Origin of the sequence: Pseudomonas sp. NFACC24-1, from assembly GCF_900115235.1 — a bacterium.
Taxonomy (GTDB): Bacteria; Pseudomonadota; Gammaproteobacteria; order Pseudomonadales; family Pseudomonadaceae; genus Aquipseudomonas; species Aquipseudomonas fluorescens_AA.
The window spans coordinates 1-18395 of the sequence record NZ_FOVS01000036.1 but is presented as its reverse complement, the minus strand read 5'-3'; the positions used below and the strand labels follow the sequence as shown (position 1 = coordinate 18395).

The window sequence follows — 18395 nt, the reverse complement described above, 5'->3', positions numbered from 1 at the left end:
TATGCGTCGCGCCCTGCTCTTCGCTTGCGCTCTGCTTGCCTTGCCCCTGGCACAGGCCGCAGAACTTCAACCGTTCTCCGCCAGCTACACCGCCGACTGGAAACAGTTGCCCATGAGCGGCACCGCCGAGCGCAACCTGACCAAGGAGGCCAACGGCACCTGGAAGCTGAGCTTCAAGGCTTCAATGATGATCGCCAGCCTGACCGAAGAAAGCACCCTGACCCTGGACAAGGACACCCTGCTGCCACAGTCCTACCACTTCGAACGGGGTGGCCTGGGCAAGGCCAAGAAGGCCGACCTGGACTTCGACTGGAACACCAAGATGGTCACCGGCACCGATCGCGGTGACGCGGTCAAGCTGCCGCTCAACCGTGGCATGGTCGATAAATCCACTTACCAGTTGGCCCTGCAGCATGACGTGGCGGCGGGCAAGAAAAGCATGAGCTATCAGGTCGTCGATGATGGCGAAGTCGATACCTATGACTTCCGTGTCCTGGGCTCGGAGAAGGTCGACACCAAGGCCGGACAGATCGATGCGATCAAGGTCGAGCGCGTGCGCGACCCGACACAAAGCAAGCGCATCACCGTGCTCTGGTTCGCCAAGGACTGGGATTACCTGCTGGTGCGCCTGCAACAGGTCGAGACCGACGGCAAGGAGTACAACATCATGCTCCAGGACGGCACGGTCAACGGCAAGGCTGTGAAAGGCAGCTGACCCACACTGATATCAAGAAGCCCCGCACCTGCGGGGCTTCTTTTTGCCCAAACCTTCATGAATGCCTACATTCCCTCGCTCCCACAGGGTTTGTGCTCATGGAGGATTACCACTGCGACATGAAAACTTCTTCATGAACAACACCTGCGACCGAATGCCGCGCACCACCTGGCCTGCAGGATTGTTGCGCTTTCCATGAAAACTTCTTAACGAACCGGGGCATTTACTTAGCACGCTATCCAAATCTATAACAAAGTCCTGCACACGCCTTGCTGCAGATAACAGAGATTGGAGCTTGCAAGATGACTGTGAAAGTAACTGAACGCGACGACGCCCATATGTCCCACGAAGGCATTGCCGCCGGTATCCGAATTTGGGATGTGCACCAACAGGATCTGCTGGTGGGCATGTTCCACTCCGAAACGGACGCCCATAGCTACAAGGCTGAGCTGGAGCGTGAGGAACGACTGCGCTCGCGTGAAATGGCAGAATCCTGAACTATAAAAAACCTGTGGGAGCGAGCTTGCTCGCGATAGCGGTATATCAGTGACAGAGATATTGACTGATATGACGCCATCGCGAGCAAGCTCGCTCCCACAGTTTCTGTGCTTCAACTCAATGACATTGCGTCCGGCTTACCACATCAAATCATCAGGAATCTGATACGCCGCGTACGGATCATCGGCATCCACTTCTTCGGTCTGGGTGTTGAGCTGGACGATGCGCTTGGGGTCGCGTTCCTGGATCTTCAGGGCTGCCTCGCGCGGGATCACTTCGTAGCCGCCGGCATGGTGGACGATCGCCAGGGAGCCACTGCTCAACTTGTTGCGCATCAGCGTATTGACCGAGATGCGCTTGACCTTCTTGTCGTCGACGAAGTTGTAATAATCCTCAGTGGTCAGCTTCGGCAGGCGCGAGACTTCGATCAATTGCTTGATCTGTGCGGCCCGGGCCTTCTGCTCGACCTTTTCCTGCTGCTGCCGGTTGAGTTCCTGGTCGCGCTTGACCTTTTCGGCCATGGCTTCCTGGGCGGCGCGCTGCTGGGAATCATCCAGTTCGATCTGGCCTTTGTGGGCCAGGCGCTGTTGCTTCTGTTTCTCTTTGCCGACCTGCTTGGCCTGCTTTTGGTTGACCAGCCCTGCTTTGAGCAACTGGTCGCGAAGGGAAAGGCTCATGGTGCTTACTCACTTAGGCAACAGCCTCAGCCACAGCTGGGCAAATTCTTTTCCTGACGTTTGGCTTCGCCCCACAAGGCGTCCAACTCTTCGAGGGTGCAATCTTCCATGGGACGGTGGGTGTCGCGCAATGCCTGTTCGATAAATCGGAACCGCCGCTCGAACTTCCCGTTGGCATCGCGCAGCGCGGTTTCCGGGTCGACCTTGAGGTGACGGGCCAGGTTCACCACGCTGAACAGCAGATCGCCGATCTCATCGCTGATGGCCACCGGATCGTTGTCGGCCATGGCTTCGAGCACTTCGTCCAGTTCCTCGCGGACTTTGTCGAGCACCGGCAAAGGACCTGGCCAGTCGAAACCGACCCGCCCCGCACGTTTTTGCAATTTCGCCGAACGGGACAACGCCGGCAGCGCCCCCGGTACATCGTCAAGCAGCGACAACTGCTCGGGCGCCGAGGCTTTCTCGGCCCGTTCCTCAGCCTTGATTTCTTCCCAGCGCTGCTTGACCTGCTCTTCGCTCAAGCGCGGGATATCCACGGGCGCATACAGGTCACCGGTAGGAAACACATGGGGATGACGACGGATCAGCTTGCGGGTGATGCTGTCGACCACGCCGGCAAATTCGAAGCGATTTTCTTCCCGGGCCAACTGGCTGTAATACACCACCTGGAACAACAGGTCGCCCAACTCGCCCTGCAGGTGATCGAAATCGCCGCGCTCGATGGCATCGGCCACCTCGTAGGCTTCTTCAAGCGTATGAGGAACGATGGTGGCGTAGGTTTGCTTGATGTCCCACGGACAGCCGTACTGCGGGTCCCGCAGGCGGCTCATCAGGTGGAGCAGGTCTTCGAGGCTATACATCAATCCATCCCATCACAAAAAAGCCCTGTGGGAGCGAGCTTGCTCGCGATGGCGGAACACCAGTCAACATCTCTGTCACTGATAGACCGCTATCGCGAGCAAGCTCGCTCCCACATTTTTGGACTGCGCTTAACCTGGCGTCCGGTTACGCCGGGTCTCGATGATGTTCGGCAACTGGGAAATCCGCCCCAGCAACCGCCCCAGTGCATCCAGCCCCGGAATCTCGATGGTCAGGGACATCAGCGCGGTGTTGTCTTCCTTGTTCGAACGGGTATTGACCGCCAGCACGTTGATCCGCTCGTTCAGCAACACCTGGGACACATCACGCAGCAGACCGGATCGGTCGTAGGCGCGGATGACGATGTCCACCGGGTAGGTGAGCACCGGCACCGGGCCCCAACTGACCTGGATGATCCGCTCCGGCTCGCGACCGGCCAGTTGCAGCACCGAGGCACAGTCCTGACGGTGAATGCTCACGCCGCGGCCCTGGGTGATGTAGCCGACGATCGCATCCCCCGGCAATGGCTGGCAGCAGCCGGCCATCTGGGTCATCAGGTTGCCCACGCCCTGGATCTGGATATCGCCGCGCTTGCCCGGTTTGTAGCCGGTGGCCTTGCGCGGGATCAGTTCCAGTTGCTCGTTGCCACGCTCCGGCTCCACCAGTTGCTGGGCCAGGTTGACCAACTGCGCCAGGCGCAGATCGCCGGCACCGAGGGCGGCAAACATGTCCTCGGCGGTTTTCATGTTGGCTTTTTCAGCCAGTTTGTCGAAGTCCACCTGCGGCAAGCCCAGACGACCGAGCTCACGCTCGAGCAGGGTCTTGCCGGCGGCGACGTTCTGGTCGCGGGCCTGCAGCTTGAACCAGTGGACGATTTTCGCCCGCGCCCGGGATGTGGTGATGTAGCCCAGGTTCGGGTTCAGCCAGTCGCGGCTCGGCGTACCGTGCTTGCTGGTGATGATCTCGACCTGCTCACCGGTCTGCAGGCTGTAGTTGAGCGGCACGATCCGCCCGTTGATCTTGGCGCCACGGCAGTTGTGGCCGATCTCGGTGTGGACCCGGTAGGCGAAGTCCAGCGGTGTCGCGCCCTTGGGCAGATCGATCGCGTGGCCGTCGGGGGTGAAGATATAGACCCGGTCCGGTTCGATGTCGACGCGCAGCTGTTCGGCCAGGCCGCCGATGTCACCCAGTTCCTCATGCCACTCGAGCACCTGGCGCAGCCAGGAGATTTTCTCTTCGTAGTGGTTGGACCCGGACTTGACGTCGGTGCCCTTGTATTTCCAGTGGGCACAGACCCCCAGCTCGGCCTCCTCGTGCATGGCATGGGTGCGGATCTGCACTTCCAGTACCTTGCCTTCGGGGCCGATCACCGCGGTGTGCAACGAGCGATAGCCGTTTTCCTTGGGGTTGGCGATGTAGTCGTCGAACTCCTTCGGAATGTGCCGCCACAAGGTGTGGACGATCCCCAGCGCGGTGTAGCAGTCGCGCATTTCCGGGACCAGTACACGAACGGCGCGAACGTCGTAGATCTGGCTGAATTCCAGGCCCTTGCGCTGCATTTTTCGCCAGATCGAGTAGATGTGCTTGGCCCGGCCACTGATGTCGGCTTCCACGCCGGTGGCCTGCAACTCTTCGCGCAACTGGGTCATCACATCGGTGATGAAGCGCTCGCGATCCAGGCGCCGCTCATGCAACAGCTTGGCGATCTGCTTGTATTGGTCGGGCTCCAGGTAGCGGAAGGACAGGTCCTCCAGCTCCCACTTGATATGACCGATGCCGAGACGATGGGCCAGGGGGGCATAGATGTCGAACACCTCCCGGGCGACGCGATTGCGCTTTTCGTCATCGGCGGACTTCACGGCGCGGATCGCGCAGGTGCGCTCGGCCAGCTTGATCAGCGCGACGCGCACGTCGTCGACCATCGCCACCAGCATCTTGCGCAGGTTTTCCACCTGGCCCTGGGTGCCCAGCACCATGGACTGGCGCGGGCTGAGGCTGGCACTGATAGCGGCCATGCGCAGCACACCGTCGATCAGCTTGGCCACCACGGTGCCGAAGCGCTGGCTGACCACCGGTAGCTGGATCTGCCCTTCGCGCACGCCGCGGTAAAGCACCGCCGCCACCAGGGAGTCCTGGTCGAGCTTGAGGTCAGCGAGAATTTCGGCGATCTCCAGGCCCGTCTGGAAACTCGAGGTGCCTTCGGACCACAGGTTCTTCGCCGCGTTGTGTTGCTGCTCCGCCTCGCGAGCGAACTCGCAGGCGGCCTTCAAGGCTTCGCGATCCAGTGCCATGTCGACGCTGACCGCATGATCGAGCCAAGCCTCGAGATTGATACTGCCGTCGGTGTTGATCGGCTGGTGTGCTCTCACCTGTACCATCTTTACTTACCTTCCCTACGACGCAGATTCAATGCGTCAACTTCGCTGACCTTCGCTGCCCGTGTTTCCGCCCAGGGCTGTGGCGGGTTGGCACGAACGGGTCAGTCGGACAAGCCATCCTGGCTCGCTTCAAATAACGCCATGGCCTCGACATGCGCCGTTTGAGGAAACATATCGAGAATCCCGGCACGTTTTAACCGGTAGCCCTGCTTGATCAGTTCGACCGTATCCCGGGCCAAAGTTGCCGGGTTGCACGAAACATAAACCAACCGTTTGGCCCCCAGGGACGACAGCTTGCGCACCACCTCGAAAGCACCGTCACGGGGTGGGTCCAAGAGTACCGCAGAAAAGCCTTCGCCGATCCATTCGGCATCCGCCAGAGGCTGGGATAAATCGGCCTGAAAAAAGGCAGTGTTATTCAAATTGTTGCTGACGGCATTGGCCGCCGCACGGTCCACCATGGCTTGCACACCTTCCACGGCCACCACTTGACGCACGCTTTTGGCCAGCGGCAAGGCAAAATTGCCCAGGCCGCAGAACAGGTCCAGCACCCGCTCCTCGGAACGCGGCGCCAGCCATTGCAGGGCCTGAGCGATCATCGCGTCGTTGACCCCGGCGTTCACCTGGATGAAATCCCCGGGCCGGTACGCCAGCTCAAGGTCCCAGGCATCCAGGCGAAAGCCCAGGGCCTGTCCGGGTTCGACCGGTTGCGGCTCACCTTCACCGTGCAACCACAACTGGGCTTCATGAAACGCGCAGAAATCCTTGAGGATGATCAGGTCGGCCTCCGACAGCGGCGCCATGTGGCGCAGCAATACCGCAAGGGACGAGCCGGCGAACAATTCCACATGCCCCAGCGCCTGGGGTTTGCCCAGGCGTCGAAGCATCTCCGGCAGGCGACTCATGATCGACTGCAAGGGCTGTACCAGCACCGGACAATCGCCAATGGCGACGATGTCCTGGCTGCCGACGGCACGGAACCCCACTTCGAGTTTTTTCGCCTTCTGATCCCAGCGCACCGCCACGCGGGCACGACGGCGATAACCAAACTCCGGCCCACTCAACGGCGCGGCCCATTCATCCGGCTCGACCCCGGCCACCCGCGACAGCTGCTCGGCGAGCATGCGCTGTTTCAGGGCGAGCTGTTCGTCATGGGGCAAATGTTGGACGCTGCAACCGCCGCAACGACCGGCATGGATGCACGGCGTTGCGCGACGCAGCTCACTGGACAGGAACACCCGCTCGGTACGTGCTTCGACCACTTTGCCGTGGGCACCGAGCACCCGTGCCTCGACCTCTTCGCCGGCCAGGGCACCGATGACAAACCAGGTACGCCCGTCGACAAAGGCAATGCCCCGGCCATCATTGGCCAGGCGTTCGATGGTCAGGCGCTGCTTTTTACCGGTGGGCACTTGCGGGGCCCGGCTTCCGCCGCTGGGCTGGAAGCGCAAGCCTCTTTCTTGCTTGGCCATCAGTTGGGCGCGTCGAAAATGCCGGTCGACAGGTAACGGTCGCCACGGTCACAGATGATCGCCACGATCACCGCATTTTCCACTTCCTTGGACAGGCGCAGCATCCCCGCCACGGCACCGCCCGAAGACACGCCGCAGAAGATGCCTTCCTCACGCGCCAGGCGACGGGTCACGTCCTCGGCTTCGCTCTGGGCCATGTCGATGATCCGGTCCACGCGGTCGGCCTGATAGATCTTCGGCAGGTACTCTTCGGGCCAGCGACGGATGCCGGGGATGGCCGAGCCTTCCATCGGTTGCAGGCCGATGATCTGCACGTTCGGGTTCTGTTCTTTCAGGTAACGCGAGGTACCCATGATGGTACCGGTGGTGCCCATCGAGCTGACGAAATGGGTGATGGTACCGTCGGTCTGGCGCCAGATCTCAGGGCCGGTGGTGGTGTAGTGGGCCTCGGGATTGTCGCCGTTGGCGAACTGATCCAACACCTTGCCACGCCCCTCGGCCTGCATGCGCTCGGCCAGGTCCCGGGCACCTTCCATGCCCTGTTCCTGGGTCACCAGGATCAACTCGGCGCCATAGGCCGTCATCGCCGCCTTGCGCTCGGCACTGGAGTTGTCGGGCATGATCAGGATCATCTTGTAGCCCTTGATCGCCGCCGCCATCGCCAAGGCGATACCGGTGTTGCCGGAAGTCGCCTCGATCAGCGTATCGCCAGGCTGGATCTGCCCGCGCAACTCGCCACGGGTGATCATCGACAGCGCCGGCCGATCCTTGACCGAACCCGCCGGGTTATTCCCTTCGAGCTTGAGCAAAAGCGTATTAGTGGTCTCGCCGGGCAAGCGCTGCAAGCGGACCAGCGGGGTGTTGCCGACGCAATCGGCGATGGTGGGGTACTGCAAAGTCATGGCGTATTCGCAATCCGGACTGCGGGGGCGCCTATCATACCGGCAAACCTGGCGCGGCCATATCACGCAAAGTGTGGTGGTTATGGCTTATGGGAATAAGCACGGCCCGTGGCGAGGGAGCTAGCTCTCGCTGGGCTGCGCAGCGGCCCCAAAGCTTGAGCGGGCGAAAATATCAGAACAGCGACATGATTTTTACGAAGATCGCCCGCCTGCAAATCGCTACACTGCGCAGGTGGTGCGTGCCGGATGCGCGCACAGCTCAATCAGACCGCTGGATGCAGGAGACAAGTGTGCTCAAGAAACTGGGAATCAAAGGCCGCGTGCTGTTGCTGACCCTGTTGCCGACCAGCCTGATGGCGCTGGTCCTGGGCGGCTATTTCACCTGGATGCAGCAATCGGACCTGCACGCCCAGTTGCTGCAACGTGGCGAGATGATCGCCGAGCAACTGGCCCCGCTGGTCGCCCCGGCCATGAGCCGCCAGGACACCGATCTGCTGGAGCGCATCGCCACCCAGTCCCTGGAGCAAGCGGACGTGCGCGCCGTGACGTTCCTCGCCCCCGACCGCGCGCCGTTGGCCCACGCCGGCCCGACCATGCTCAACCGGGCCCCGGAAGGCAACAGTGCACAACTGCTGCAACGCACCGGCAACGACGCCACGCGCTACTTGCTGCCGGTATTCGGCAAGCACCGCAACCTGGCGGGCGAACTGATTCCCGAAGAAGCCGACCGCCTGCTGGGCTGGGTCGAGCTGGAGTTGTCCCACAGCGGCATGTTGCTGCGCGGCTATCGCAGCCTGTTCGCCAGCCTGCTGCTGATCGCCGCGGGCCTGTGCCTGACCGCGCTGCTGGCCCTGCGCATGGGCCGCACGATCAACCGCCCGCTGAGCCAGATCAAGCAAGCCGTGGCCCAACTCAAGGACGGTCACCTGGAAACCCGCCTGCCACCGCTGGGCAGCCAGGAGCTGGATGAACTGGCCTCGGGCATCAATCGCATGGCCAGTACCTTGCAGAACGCCCAGGAAGAATTGCAGCACAGCATCGACCAGGCCACCGAAGACGTGCGCCAGAACCTGGAAACCATCGAGATTCAGAACATCGAGTTGGACCTGGCCCGCAAGGAAGCCCTGGAAGCGAGCCGGATCAAGTCCGAGTTCCTGGCGAACATGAGCCATGAAATCCGCACACCGCTCAACGGCATTCTCGGTTTTACCCACCTGTTGCAAAAAAGCGAGCTGACCCCGCGCCAGCTCGATTACCTGGGCACCATCGAGAAATCCGCCGACAGCCTGCTGGGGATCATCAACGAGATCCTCGACTTTTCGAAGATCGAGGCCGGCAAACTGGTGCTCGACAGCATTCCGTTCAACCTGCGGGACCTGCTGCAAGACACCCTGACCATCCTCGCCCCGGCCGCCCACGCCAAGCAGTTGGAACTGGTGAGCCTGGTCTACCGGGACACACCGCTGTCGCTGGTGGGCGATCCGCTGCGCCTCAAGCAGATCCTCACCAACCTGGTGAGCAACGCCATCAAGTTCACCCGCGAGGGCACTATCGTCGCCCGGGCCATGCTCGAAGACGAGCACGAAGACAGCGTGCAGTTGCGCATCAGCATCCAGGACACCGGTATCGGCCTGTCCAACCAGGACGTGCGGGCACTGTTCCAGGCGTTCAGCCAGGCCGACAACTCGCTGTCCCGGCAACCGGGTGGTACCGGCTTGGGCCTGGTGATCTCCAAGCGCCTGGTGGAGCAGATGGGTGGCGAGATCGGCGTCGACAGCACACCGGGCGAAGGTTCGGAGTTCTGGATCAGCCTGCGCCTGCCCAAGACCCGTGACGATGCCGAAGACCTGCCGGGCCCGCCGTTGCTGGGCCGGCGCGTAGCGGTGCTGGAGAACCACGAACTGGCCCGCCAGGCCTTGCAGCACCAGCTCGAAGACTGCGGCCTGCAAGTGACGCCGTTCAACACCCTGGAGAGCCTGACCAACGGCATCACCGTCGCCCACCAGACCGACCAGGCGATCGATCTGGCCGTGCTGGGCATCACCAGCAACGACATGCCGCCGGAGCGCCTCAACCAGCACATCTGGGACCTCGAGCACTTGGGCTGCAAAGTGCTCGTGCTGTGCCCCACCACCGAACAGACCCTGTACCACCTCTCGGTGCCCAACCCCCACAGTCAGTTGCAGGCCAAGCCGGCCTGCACCCGCAAGTTGCGCCGCTCGCTGTCCGACCTGGTCAACCCGCGCCCACCCCGCAGCGAACCCAGTGAGCCGGTTTCCAGCCGTGCCCCGAAAGTGCTGTGCGTGGACGACAACCCGGCCAACCTGCTGCTGGTGCAGACCCTGCTCGAAGACATGGGCGCCAAGGTGCTGGCGTTGGAAAGCGGCTACGCAGCGGTCAAGGCGGTGCAGAAGGAAACCTTCGACCTGGTATTGATGGACGTGCAGATGCCCGGCATGGACGGTCGCCAGAGCACCGAGGCGATCCGCCAGTGGGAAAGCGAGCGGCACTGCACGCCGCTGCCCATCGTCGCCCTCACCGCCCACGCCATGGCCAACGAAAAACGCGCTCTGCTGCAAAGCGGCATGGACGACTACCTGACCAAGCCCATCAGCGAACGGCAACTGGCCCAGGTGGTGCTCAAATGGACCGGCCTGGCCCTGCGCAACCAGTCGCCGGAGCGCAGCAGCGATGCCCAGGGAGGCAGCGAACTGCTGGTGCTCGATCATGAAGAAGGCTTGCGCCTGGCCGCCGGCAAGGCCGATCTGGCAGCGGACATGCTGGCGATGCTGCTCGCGTCCCTGGAAGCCGACCGCGAAGCGATCCGCCAGGCCAGCGAGGCCAACGATCACAACGCCCTGATCGAACGGGTCCACCGCCTGCACGGCGCCACCCGCTACTGCGGCGTGCCGCAGTTGCGGGCGGCCTGCCAGCGCAGCGAAACCCTGCTCAAGCAACAGGACCCGAAAGCCGCTGCGGCCCTGGAAGATCTGGAGCGTGCGATCAATCGCCTGGCCAGCGAGGCGCGTATCAGCGCCTGATCCAGGGCAATACCCTGGAAATCGGAATCGCTGAAAATCCACGCTCCGACCTCGACCTACAGGTTTATTTTTTTGCCAGGAGGCCGCCATGCGCGCGATTCTTTTCAGCAGCCAGACCTACGACCGTGACAGTTTCATCAAAGCCCCGGCGCCCGCCGGTCTCGAGCTGCAGTTCCAGCCCGCCCGCCTGAACCTGGACACCGTGGCCCTGGCCGAACGGCATGAAGTGGTCTGTGCGTTCATCAATGATGACCTGAGCGCCCCGGTATTGGAACGGTTGGCCAACGGCGGCACCCGGCTGATCGCCTTGCGCTCGGCCGGCTACAACCACGTCGACCTGCCCGCCGCCAAGCGCCTGGGCTTGAGCATCGTCCGGGTGCCCGCGTACTCACCCCATGCCGTGGCCGAACATGCCGTGGCGTTGATCATGGCCCTCAATCGCTGCCTGCACCGCGCCTATAACCGCACCCGGGACGGCAATTTCAGCCTCCATGGGTTGACCGGGTTCGACCTGGTGGGCAAGACCGTCGGGGTGATCGGCACCGGGCAGATCGGCGCGACGTTCGCGCGGATCATGGCCGGTTTCGGCTGTCAGTTACTGGCTTACGACCCATACCCCAATCCTCAGGTGCAAGCCTTGGGCGCGCGCTACCTGCCTCTGGATGAATTGCTGGCGCAAGCGCAGGTCATCAGCCTGCACTGCCCGCTGAACGAGCAGAGCCGCCACCTGATCAACGCCCGGTCCCTGGCGTCGATGCAACGCGGCGCCATGTTGATCAACACCGGACGCGGTGGCCTGGTGGATACACCAGCCTTGATCGAGGCACTGAAGAGCGGTCAACTGGGCTATTTGGGGTTGGATGTCTATGAAGAAGAGGCCGAACTGTTCTTCAAGGACCGCTCCGACCAGCCCTTGCAAGACGATGTGCTGGCACGCCTGCTGACCTTCCCCAACGTGGTGATCACTGCCCATCAGGCCTTCCTCACCCATGAAGCCTTGGCGGCGATTGCCATGACCACCCTGGACAACATAGCGGCCTGGGCGGCCGGCACACCGAAAAACCTGGTGGACCGCTAAACCTTCTCGCAAACAGCCCGCTCCCACAGAAGGGAGTTTCGTCGGCAAGATTCGTGGTTGACCATCCCAAGCCATGCCCCGTGCTAGCATGTCGCGCCTATTTGGAGGACCCATGGCCGAACACGATTTCCGCTACACCCTGATGAACCCGCAGCACACCCTGACCGAAGTCCGCGCCCTGGCGCCGGGCCGCTACCAGGTCACCGGCAATGGCGGTTCGATCCAGGCCAACGATGTACTGCTCGTCACGCTCAAGGGCAGCAAGGATTTGTCCATGCGCCTGACCGTGGACACCGTGCGGCACCTGCTCAAACCCATGGGCCAGTGGACGGCCATGACCACCGGCCCGGTGTTCGGCGAACTGGCGATCCATACCTGGCAGGTCAACTGCGACGGTTGCGCCAAGGCACTGAGCTTCGAGTTCGCCGTCGATGCCAAACTCGGCGTCAAGGCCGAGAAACCGGCCGCCAGCGCACGGATCGCCGAACTGGGCTGGACCACCGTGGGTGAAAAACACCTGTGCCCGACATGCCAGGAAGCCGCCTGATGAAACGTTTGGCCCTGTCCGCGTCGATCGGCATGAGCCTGATGGGGTGTGCCGCGGAACCTGTGCAGTTGCAACACAACCGCAGCTATATCCTGGAATGGATCGGCGAACGGCCATTGATGGACTACAGCCACCTGACCATCACCCTTGGAGATGATGGCCGGGCCTACGGCAACGGCGGTTGCAACCACTGGTTCGCGCCCTACACCCTGGAAGGCCATCGCTTGAGCTTCGGCAAGATCGGCAGCACCCGCAAGCTCTGCGCCCCGGCGCTGATGGAGCAGGAGACGCGCTTCTTGCAGGCCCTGGAAAAGGTCGAACGCTGGGACATCTCGCCCATCGAGCAGATGCGCTTCTGGCCGGCCCAGGGCAAGCCGCTGCGGTGGTGGCTGGAAGAGGGCTGAGGCCTCCAGGAGAAGATCCTGAATCCGGCATGAATCCCCTGTGGCGAGGGGATTTATCCCCGCTGGGCTGCGAAGCGGCCCCAGATCTATTTGCCGCTGCAGTTTGTCAGACGGGACGCAGGGGGCTGCTGCGCAGCCCAACGGGGATAAATCCCCTCGCCACAAGGGATCCCACCTGTCAAAACAGGGGGTTATTTGAACGCCTGCAACGCCTCAAGCTTGGCCATTACCCCCGCCGCCGTCTGCTCCCCCAGCATCTGTTCGCGCACCTTGCCCCGGTTATCGATGATGTAAGTCACCGGCAAGCCTTCACTGCGAGGCAGGTCGAAGATCTCGGCCGGATCCCGGGCCAGCACCGTGAAGCGAATCCCCATCTTGTCGCTGGCACTCTTGAGCTCTTCGCCCTGCACCTGGTCGAAGTTGACCCCGAACACACCGACGTTGCGCCCCTTGAGCTGTTCGGCCAAGGCATTGAATTCCGGAATTTCGGTGCGGCACGGCGCACACCATTCCGCCCAGTAGTTGAGCACCAGCCATTGTTTGTCCAGCCGCTGCGAGTCGATGGCCTGGCCGTTCTGGTCCACTCCGTAGTCGTTTCCGCAACCGGCGAGCAACAGGATGCCCATGAATGTCAGTGCCGCCATCAATCGCCTTGTCATGTACCAATCCTTGTCTGAAATGTGAACGCTGCTGCGACCCGTCGCCTCTCTAAGGTGCTAGGGACTTCGCGGCACAGTAGAATAGCCGCCACCTTACGCAAGATGCGACCCGCTCATGACCGATCTGACGCTTTATCACAACCCGCGCTGCTCGAAATCCCGCGGTGCGCTGGAACTGCTGGAGGCCCGCGGCCTGACGCCCACCGTGGTCCGCTACCTGGAAACACCGCTCGACGCCGCGCAACTGGAACGCCTGCTGGGCAAGCTCGGCATCACCGCCCGGCAATTGCTGCGCACCGGCGAGGATGAATACAAAGACCTGAACCTGGCCGACGAAAGCCTGAGCCAGGCCCAGTTGATCGCGGCCATCGCCGCCCACCCGAAACTCATGGAACGGCCGATTCTGGAAGCCGGTGAAAAGGCCGTGGTCGGCCGGCCGCCGGAGAAGATTCTGGAGATCCTGCCGTGACCACGCCGTACATCCTGGTGCTGTATTACAGCCGCAGCGGCTCCACCAACGAAATGGCCCGGCAGATCGCCCGGGGTGTCGAACAGGCCGGGCTGGAAGCCAGGCTGCGTACAGTGCCGGCGATTTCCGCCGAGTGCGAAGCGGTTTCCCCGGACATCCCCGAGCAAGGCCCGCTCTACGCCAGCCTCGATGACCTGAAACACTGCGCCGGCCTGGCCTTGGGCAGCCCGACGCGGTTCGGCAACATGGCTGCGCCGCTCAAGTACTTTCTCGACGGCACCAGCAACCTGTGGCTGACCGGCGCCCTGGTGGGCAAACCGGCCGGGGTGTTTACCTCCACCGCGAGCCTGCACGGCGGCCAGGAAACCACCCTGCTGTCGATGATGCTGCCGCTGTTGCACCACGGCATGCTGATCACCGGCCTGCCCTACAGCGAATCGGCCCTGATCGACACTCAGGGCGGCGGTACGCCCTACGGTCCGAGCCATCATGCCGGGGCCGACGGTAAAAGCGGCTTGAACGAACATGAAGTCGCCCTGTGCCGCGCCTTGGGTTCGCGCCTTGCAAAAACCGCCCTGCTGCTGGAGAACGGCCGTGGCTAAGAAGCCGAAGATCCTGCCTTCCATCCAATGGCTCGAACCGCGCGTATGCCTGGCCCGCGTCCTCAGCCTGCTGTGCTTTTTCGGCCTGGTGGGGTTGCTCAGCGCCTACTACCTGCTGATCGCCGACCTGCACGGCGCGCGGCCCTGGGTGATTCTGCTGATCGAACTGGTGCCGCTGCTGATACTCGCGCCCGGCATGCTCAGCGGCAGCGCCCGTGGACACTCATGGATGTGCTTCGTGGTGAACCTGTATTTCATCAAAGGTGCACTGGCGGCCTATGACCCGAACCGGCAATGGTTCGGCGTGCTGGAAATGGCGGCGAGCGTGGCGGTGTTCTGCTCGGCCCTGCTGTATGTGCGCTGGCGGTTCCAGTTGAACCGGCGGTTGGCTGGTGAGGGAGATATCTCCGTCGCCTGATAAACCGCTATCGCGAGCAAGCTCGCTCCCACAAGGGCTCGATGGCACCCTATGGGAGCGAGCTTGCTCGCGATGGCGGCAACGCGGTCTCAATGATTCACGGTAAAAGCCAGCATCATCGATATCTGCGACATCGGTCGCCCACCACTTTCTTCATGCCACTGGTTGAAGGCCCCCTGCACCGTCGCCAGGTCCCGCTGGCTGGTGGGGACTTTGTCGATGATGTCCTGGGCATTGAGCGCTGCCACTACGTCATAACTGGATGTGAAGGTGTCCTTGCCCATCATCCGCAGGTAGCGCGGCGCTGAGTGACCGCCCAGTTGATGGCCGTGTTTTTTCAGGTAGGTCCACAGGCCGACAATGTCGGTCACCGGCCAGTCGGCGATCAGCGCGCCGAAGCTACCCTTTTCATGGGCTACGTCCAAGATCATTTGCGCGTTGCGTGGCACGCTCTTGAGCTTGCCCAGGTGGCGGATGATCCGCGTGTCCTGCATCAGTCGCTCCAGATGCTCTGCGCCCATCAGCACGACTTTTTCCGGGTCGAACTTGAAAAACACTTCCTCAAATGCCGGCCACTTGGCATCCACCAGGCTGTGCTTGAGCCCGGCGCGGAAGACCCGCAGCGCCATGGTCGAGAGGTAGCGGTCGTCGCTGATCTTGCGCAGTTGCGCCGGGGTCTTGGGAACCGGCAGGTGGGCTTCCAGTTCAGCCGCCGAACCGAAGCGGTTCAGACAATACTCGTGCAGCCACTTGTAATCGCGCATGCCCTCTCCTGGGGTTGTAAATGAAAACGGCGCCAGTGGCCCTTATAGCCACTGGCGCCGTGAATAGAGCGGTTGGCGCCGTCAGAGGTTCACCACATTGACGAACCGCGGTGTGGCGTTTTCGTCGATGCGCAGGTTGGTGAAATCGAACAGGTTGCGGTCCGCCAGTTGCGACGGAATGACATTCTGCAGGCCACGGAAAATGCTCTCGGTACGGCCCGGGGTCTTGCGTTCCCATTCCTGGAGCATCTCCTTGACCACCTGGCGTTGCAGGTTTTCCTGGGAGCCGCACAGGTTGCAGGGGATGATCGGGAACTGCTTGAAATCCGAATAGGCCTGGATGTCTTTCTCGCTGCAATAGGCCAGCGGGCGGATCACCACGTTGCGCCCGTCATCGGCCCGCAGCTTGGGCGGCATGGCCTTGAGTGAACCGTTGTAGAACATGTTCAGGAAGAAGGTCTCGACGATGTCGTCGCGGTGGTGCCCCAGGGCCATCTTGGTCGCACCGATCTCGTCGGCGAAGGTGTAGAGCGTGCCGCGCCGCAGGCGCGAGCACAGCGAACAGGTGGTCTTGCCTTCGGGAATCAGTTCCTTGACCACCGAATAGGTGTCTTTTTCGACGATGTGATATTCCACGCCCAGCGACTCAAGATAGGCCGGCAGCACATGCTCGGGGAACCCGGGCTGCTTCTGGTCCATGTTCACCGCGACGATGTCGAACTTGATCGGCGCAACCTTCTGCAAATGCATCAGCACATCGAGCAAGGTATAGCTGTCCTTGCCGCCGGACAGGCAGACCATGACCTTGTCGCCGTCCTCGATCATGTTGAAATCGGCGACCGCCTCACCGGCCTGGCGGCGCAGGCGCTTTTGCAGTTTGTTCTGGTTGACCGTAAGAGTGCCCATGACGCGAAATCCGTGAGGTGTGACGAAAGGCCGGCATTTTACGCAAAAAACCCATTTTCGGCGAAGGCTCATGACGAACGCTATTGTGGCGAGGGGATTTATCCCCGCTGGGCTGCGCAGCAGCCCCCTCATCAGGGCTGACCTACTGGGGAGTCAATGGATGGGGGGGCGCTTCGCGCCACAACGGGGATAAATCCCCTCGCCACAGACTCATCGGCGATTAATACACCCTCCTACAGCGCGATTTGCTCTAAGCCCTCCATCCCCCTCGGGGTAACTCCTTTCTATACTGCGACATAAGGTCGCACACATATCCAGACCTTTACTTACTTGGCCGTTTGGCCCGTAGGCGCTCCGTTGGGGGGCGATGGCAATAACAAAGGAGTGACTGACTATGATCCATCATGTCGTGGGGCTCTTTACCCACCCTGATCAAGAATGGAAAGAAATCCGTGGCGATCAGGAGGAAAGCATCAGCCACATGTACCTCACCCACACGCTGATCCTGGCGGCTATTCCCGCGGTTTCGGCATTTATCGGCACCACGCAAGTGGGATGGGTCATCGGCAATCGTCCACCGGTCATGCTCACGCAGGAAAGCGCGCTGTGGATGACCATCATGTCGTACCTGGCCATGTTGGGCGGCGTGGCGGTAATGGGTGCCTTCATCCATTGGATGGCCCGCACCTACGATGCCAATCCGAGCCTGGCCCGTTGCGTCGCGTTCGCCACCTACACCGCGACACCTCTGTTCATCGGCGGCCTGGCGGCGCTCTACCCGCACATGTGGCTGGGGATGATCGTCGGCACGGCGGCAATCTGCTACACCGTCTACCTGCTGTACGTCGGCCTGCCGACGTTCATGAACATACCCCAGGACGAAGGTTTTCTGTTTTCCAGTTCGGTGCTCGCGGTCGGCCTGGTGGTGCTGGTGGCCATCATGGCGTTCACGGTGATCGTCTGGGGGCTGGGCGTCGGCCCGGTCTATACCAATTGACGTAGTGCCCTCCAATAAAAAAGCAGGATCTGCCGACACAGGCCGCCGCAAGGCGGCCTTCCTGTGTTTGAAACGACCACTGGGCGCCTGGGCGATTCGCAACGGCCGACGCTTGCGGCATACTCGGGCTTCTGGAGACCCGTAAAGCATGCTCGAGCAACTCAATACCCGCGTCGAAGAGTGTTACCAACAAGCCGAATCCTTTTTCAAACGTCCTTTCAAACGCCCGGTGGTCAGCTTCAAATTGCGTGGCCAGAAGGCCGGTGTCGCGCACCTGCATGAAAACCTGCTGCGCTTCAATCCACAGTTGTACCGGGAAAACGCCGAAGACTTCCTCAAGCAGACCGTCGCCCACGAAGTCGCGCACCTGATCGCCCACCAACTGTTTGGCGAACGCATCCAGCCCCATGGCGAAGAGTGGCAACTGATCATGCGCGGCGTGTACGAACTGCCGCCCAACCGTTGCCACACCTACGAAATCAAACGCCGCAGTGTGACCCGCTACATCTACAAGTGCCCTTGCGATGGCAGCGACTTCCCGTTCTCGGCCCAGCGCCACAGCCTGGTGCGCCAGGGGCGGCGATATTTGTGCCGCAGCTGTCGCAATACCTTGGTGTTCAGTGGGGAAACGCGGGTGGAGTAATGCTCTTGTGGTGTCTGGGCTGACCTCATCGCGAGCAAGCTCGCTTGTATGGTAGGACTTGAAGGGAGGAGGAGGGACAAAGCTCGATTCTGACTGTTAGCCGCAGTACAGACCGTGGGAGATTTCACCCCTCCTCCTTTCACCCAAGCGCCGATAAAGAATGCATCTGGCCTAGACCGACGATAGGAACAAGCCTGCGCCTCTGGGTGAACCCTTCAAGTGTTCAAACCTTAGCCCGGAGGATTTTCAATGGCAATGCCGGTTTCTGTCGCAAAGCCGATCGTGGGTGTTGATGTCGCCAAAGATGAGTTGGTGATTTATCACGCAGAAACAGATCGACTGGAAGCGATCCCCAACACCAAGGCAG

General features: G+C 61.7%; 19 protein-coding genes and 1 pseudogene. 12 read left to right on the top strand and 8 right to left on the bottom strand.

What is annotated here, in order from left to right; translation table 11 throughout:
- Position 1: 1 nt before the first annotated feature.
- A complete protein-coding gene (locus BM317_RS25150; protein ID WP_060741064.1) occupies positions 2–715 on the top strand; it encodes a DUF3108 domain-containing protein in 714 nt (237 codons plus the stop codon).
- A gap of 302 nt (positions 716–1017) precedes the next feature.
- The gene (locus BM317_RS25145) at positions 1018–1212 is read left to right on the top strand and encodes a hypothetical protein (RefSeq protein WP_025215049.1); all 195 of its coding nucleotides are present in this window, start codon (positions 1018–1020) and stop codon (positions 1210–1212) included.
- A 138-nt stretch (positions 1213–1350) separates the two neighbouring features.
- Here BM317_RS25145 and BM317_RS25140 read toward each other — a convergent pair whose 3' ends face one another.
- The 5 genes from BM317_RS25140 to cysM all read right to left on the bottom strand — a co-directional run bounded on the left by BM317_RS25140 (position 1351) and on the right by cysM (position 7500).
- The gene (locus BM317_RS25140) at positions 1351–1890 is read right to left on the bottom strand and encodes a DUF2058 domain-containing protein (RefSeq protein ID WP_053124301.1); all 540 of its coding nucleotides are present in this window, start codon (positions 1888–1890) and stop codon (positions 1351–1353) included.
- 26 nt (positions 1891–1916) lie between these two features.
- Positions 1917–2750, bottom strand: a complete 834-nt coding sequence (gene mazG, locus BM317_RS25135) for a nucleoside triphosphate pyrophosphohydrolase (RefSeq protein ID WP_092476666.1) — start codon at positions 2748–2750, stop codon at positions 1917–1919.
- 129 nt (positions 2751–2879) lie between these two features.
- Positions 2880–5126, bottom strand: a complete 2247-nt coding sequence (gene relA, locus BM317_RS25130; RefSeq protein WP_014339754.1) for a GTP diphosphokinase — start codon at positions 5124–5126, stop codon at positions 2880–2882.
- Positions 5127–5227: 101 nt separating this feature from the next.
- Entirely contained in the window at positions 5228–6598 is a 1371-nt protein-coding gene (rlmD, locus tag BM317_RS25125) for a 23S rRNA (uracil(1939)-C(5))-methyltransferase RlmD (RefSeq protein ID WP_092476664.1), read from the bottom strand.
- Positions 6598–7500: a cysteine synthase CysM gene (gene cysM, locus BM317_RS25120; RefSeq protein WP_060741061.1), complete on the bottom strand. Its 903-nt coding sequence runs from the start codon at positions 7498–7500 to the stop codon at positions 6598–6600. Before cysM ends, rlmD begins: the two co-directional genes overlap by 1 nt.
- 290 nt (positions 7501–7790) lie before the next feature.
- On the opposite strand from cysM, the gene BM317_RS25115 reads away from it, so the two are divergent.
- From BM317_RS25115 to BM317_RS25100, 4 genes are all read left to right on the top strand, one after another.
- Positions 7791–10541, top strand: a complete 2751-nt coding sequence (locus BM317_RS25115; protein ID WP_092476662.1) for a response regulator — start codon at positions 7791–7793, stop codon at positions 10539–10541.
- An 88-nt stretch (positions 10542–10629) separates the two neighbouring features.
- Positions 10630–11619: a 2-hydroxyacid dehydrogenase gene (locus BM317_RS25110; RefSeq protein WP_092169988.1), complete on the top strand. Its 990-nt coding sequence runs from the start codon at positions 10630–10632 to the stop codon at positions 11617–11619.
- Positions 11620–11731: 112 nt separating this feature from the next.
- A complete protein-coding gene (locus BM317_RS25105; protein WP_092257718.1) occupies positions 11732–12166 on the top strand; it encodes a hypothetical protein in 435 nt (144 codons plus the stop codon).
- Positions 12166–12570 carry an META domain-containing protein gene (locus BM317_RS25100; protein WP_060741057.1) on the top strand — a complete coding sequence of 135 codons (405 nt, stop codon included), beginning with the start codon at positions 12166–12168 and terminating at the stop codon, positions 12568–12570. Before BM317_RS25105 ends, BM317_RS25100 begins: the two co-directional genes overlap by 1 nt.
- A gap of 191 nt (positions 12571–12761) precedes the next feature.
- Here BM317_RS25100 and BM317_RS25095 read toward each other — a convergent pair whose 3' ends face one another.
- Entirely contained in the window at positions 12762–13229 is a 468-nt protein-coding gene (locus BM317_RS25095; RefSeq protein WP_092476660.1) for a TlpA disulfide reductase family protein, read from the bottom strand.
- Between the two features lie 115 nt (positions 13230–13344).
- On the opposite strand from BM317_RS25095, the gene arsC reads away from it, so the two are divergent.
- From arsC to BM317_RS25080, 3 genes are read left to right on the top strand one after another with little or no spacing between them, the layout of a single operon-like run.
- Positions 13345–13698 carry an arsenate reductase (glutaredoxin) gene (arsC, locus tag BM317_RS25090; protein ID WP_092169972.1) on the top strand — a complete coding sequence of 118 codons (354 nt, stop codon included), beginning with the start codon at positions 13345–13347 and terminating at the stop codon, positions 13696–13698.
- Positions 13695–14300, top strand: coding sequence for an NAD(P)H:quinone oxidoreductase (gene wrbA, locus BM317_RS25085; RefSeq protein WP_060741054.1), 606 nt, complete (start codon positions 13695–13697; stop codon positions 14298–14300). Before arsC ends, wrbA begins: the two co-directional genes overlap by 4 nt.
- Positions 14293–14718, top strand: a complete 426-nt coding sequence (locus BM317_RS25080) for a DUF2069 domain-containing protein (RefSeq protein ID WP_092476658.1) — start codon at positions 14293–14295, stop codon at positions 14716–14718. Before wrbA ends, BM317_RS25080 begins: the two co-directional genes overlap by 8 nt.
- Before the next feature lie 89 nt (positions 14719–14807).
- Here BM317_RS25080 and BM317_RS25075 read toward each other — a convergent pair whose 3' ends face one another.
- Together BM317_RS25075 and ttcA are read right to left on the bottom strand one after the other, a co-directional pair.
- Positions 14808–15482 (bottom strand): DNA-3-methyladenine glycosylase I, encoded by a 675-nt coding sequence (locus BM317_RS25075; RefSeq protein ID WP_092476656.1) that lies wholly within the window; start codon positions 15480–15482, stop codon positions 14808–14810.
- Positions 15483–15563: 81 nt separating this feature from the next.
- Complete coding sequence (gene ttcA / locus BM317_RS25070; RefSeq protein WP_003204698.1) at positions 15564–16388, bottom strand: tRNA 2-thiocytidine(32) synthetase TtcA; 825 nt, start codon at positions 16386–16388, stop codon at positions 15564–15566.
- A 394-nt stretch (positions 16389–16782) separates the two neighbouring features.
- Here ttcA and BM317_RS25065 point away from each other — a divergent pair, with 394 nt between their 5' ends.
- The 3 genes and pseudogenes from BM317_RS25065 to BM317_RS31240 form a co-directional block, all read left to right on the top strand.
- Positions 16783–17385, top strand: coding sequence for a Yip1 family protein (locus tag BM317_RS25065; protein WP_039591896.1), 603 nt, complete (start codon positions 16783–16785; stop codon positions 17383–17385).
- A gap of 148 nt (positions 17386–17533) precedes the next feature.
- Positions 17534–18028: a SprT family zinc-dependent metalloprotease gene (locus BM317_RS25060; RefSeq protein WP_003204703.1), complete on the top strand. Its 495-nt coding sequence runs from the start codon at positions 17534–17536 to the stop codon at positions 18026–18028.
- A 249-nt stretch (positions 18029–18277) separates the two neighbouring features.
- Positions 18278–18395: pseudogene (locus BM317_RS31240) on the top strand (IS110 family transposase); the annotation flags it as partial.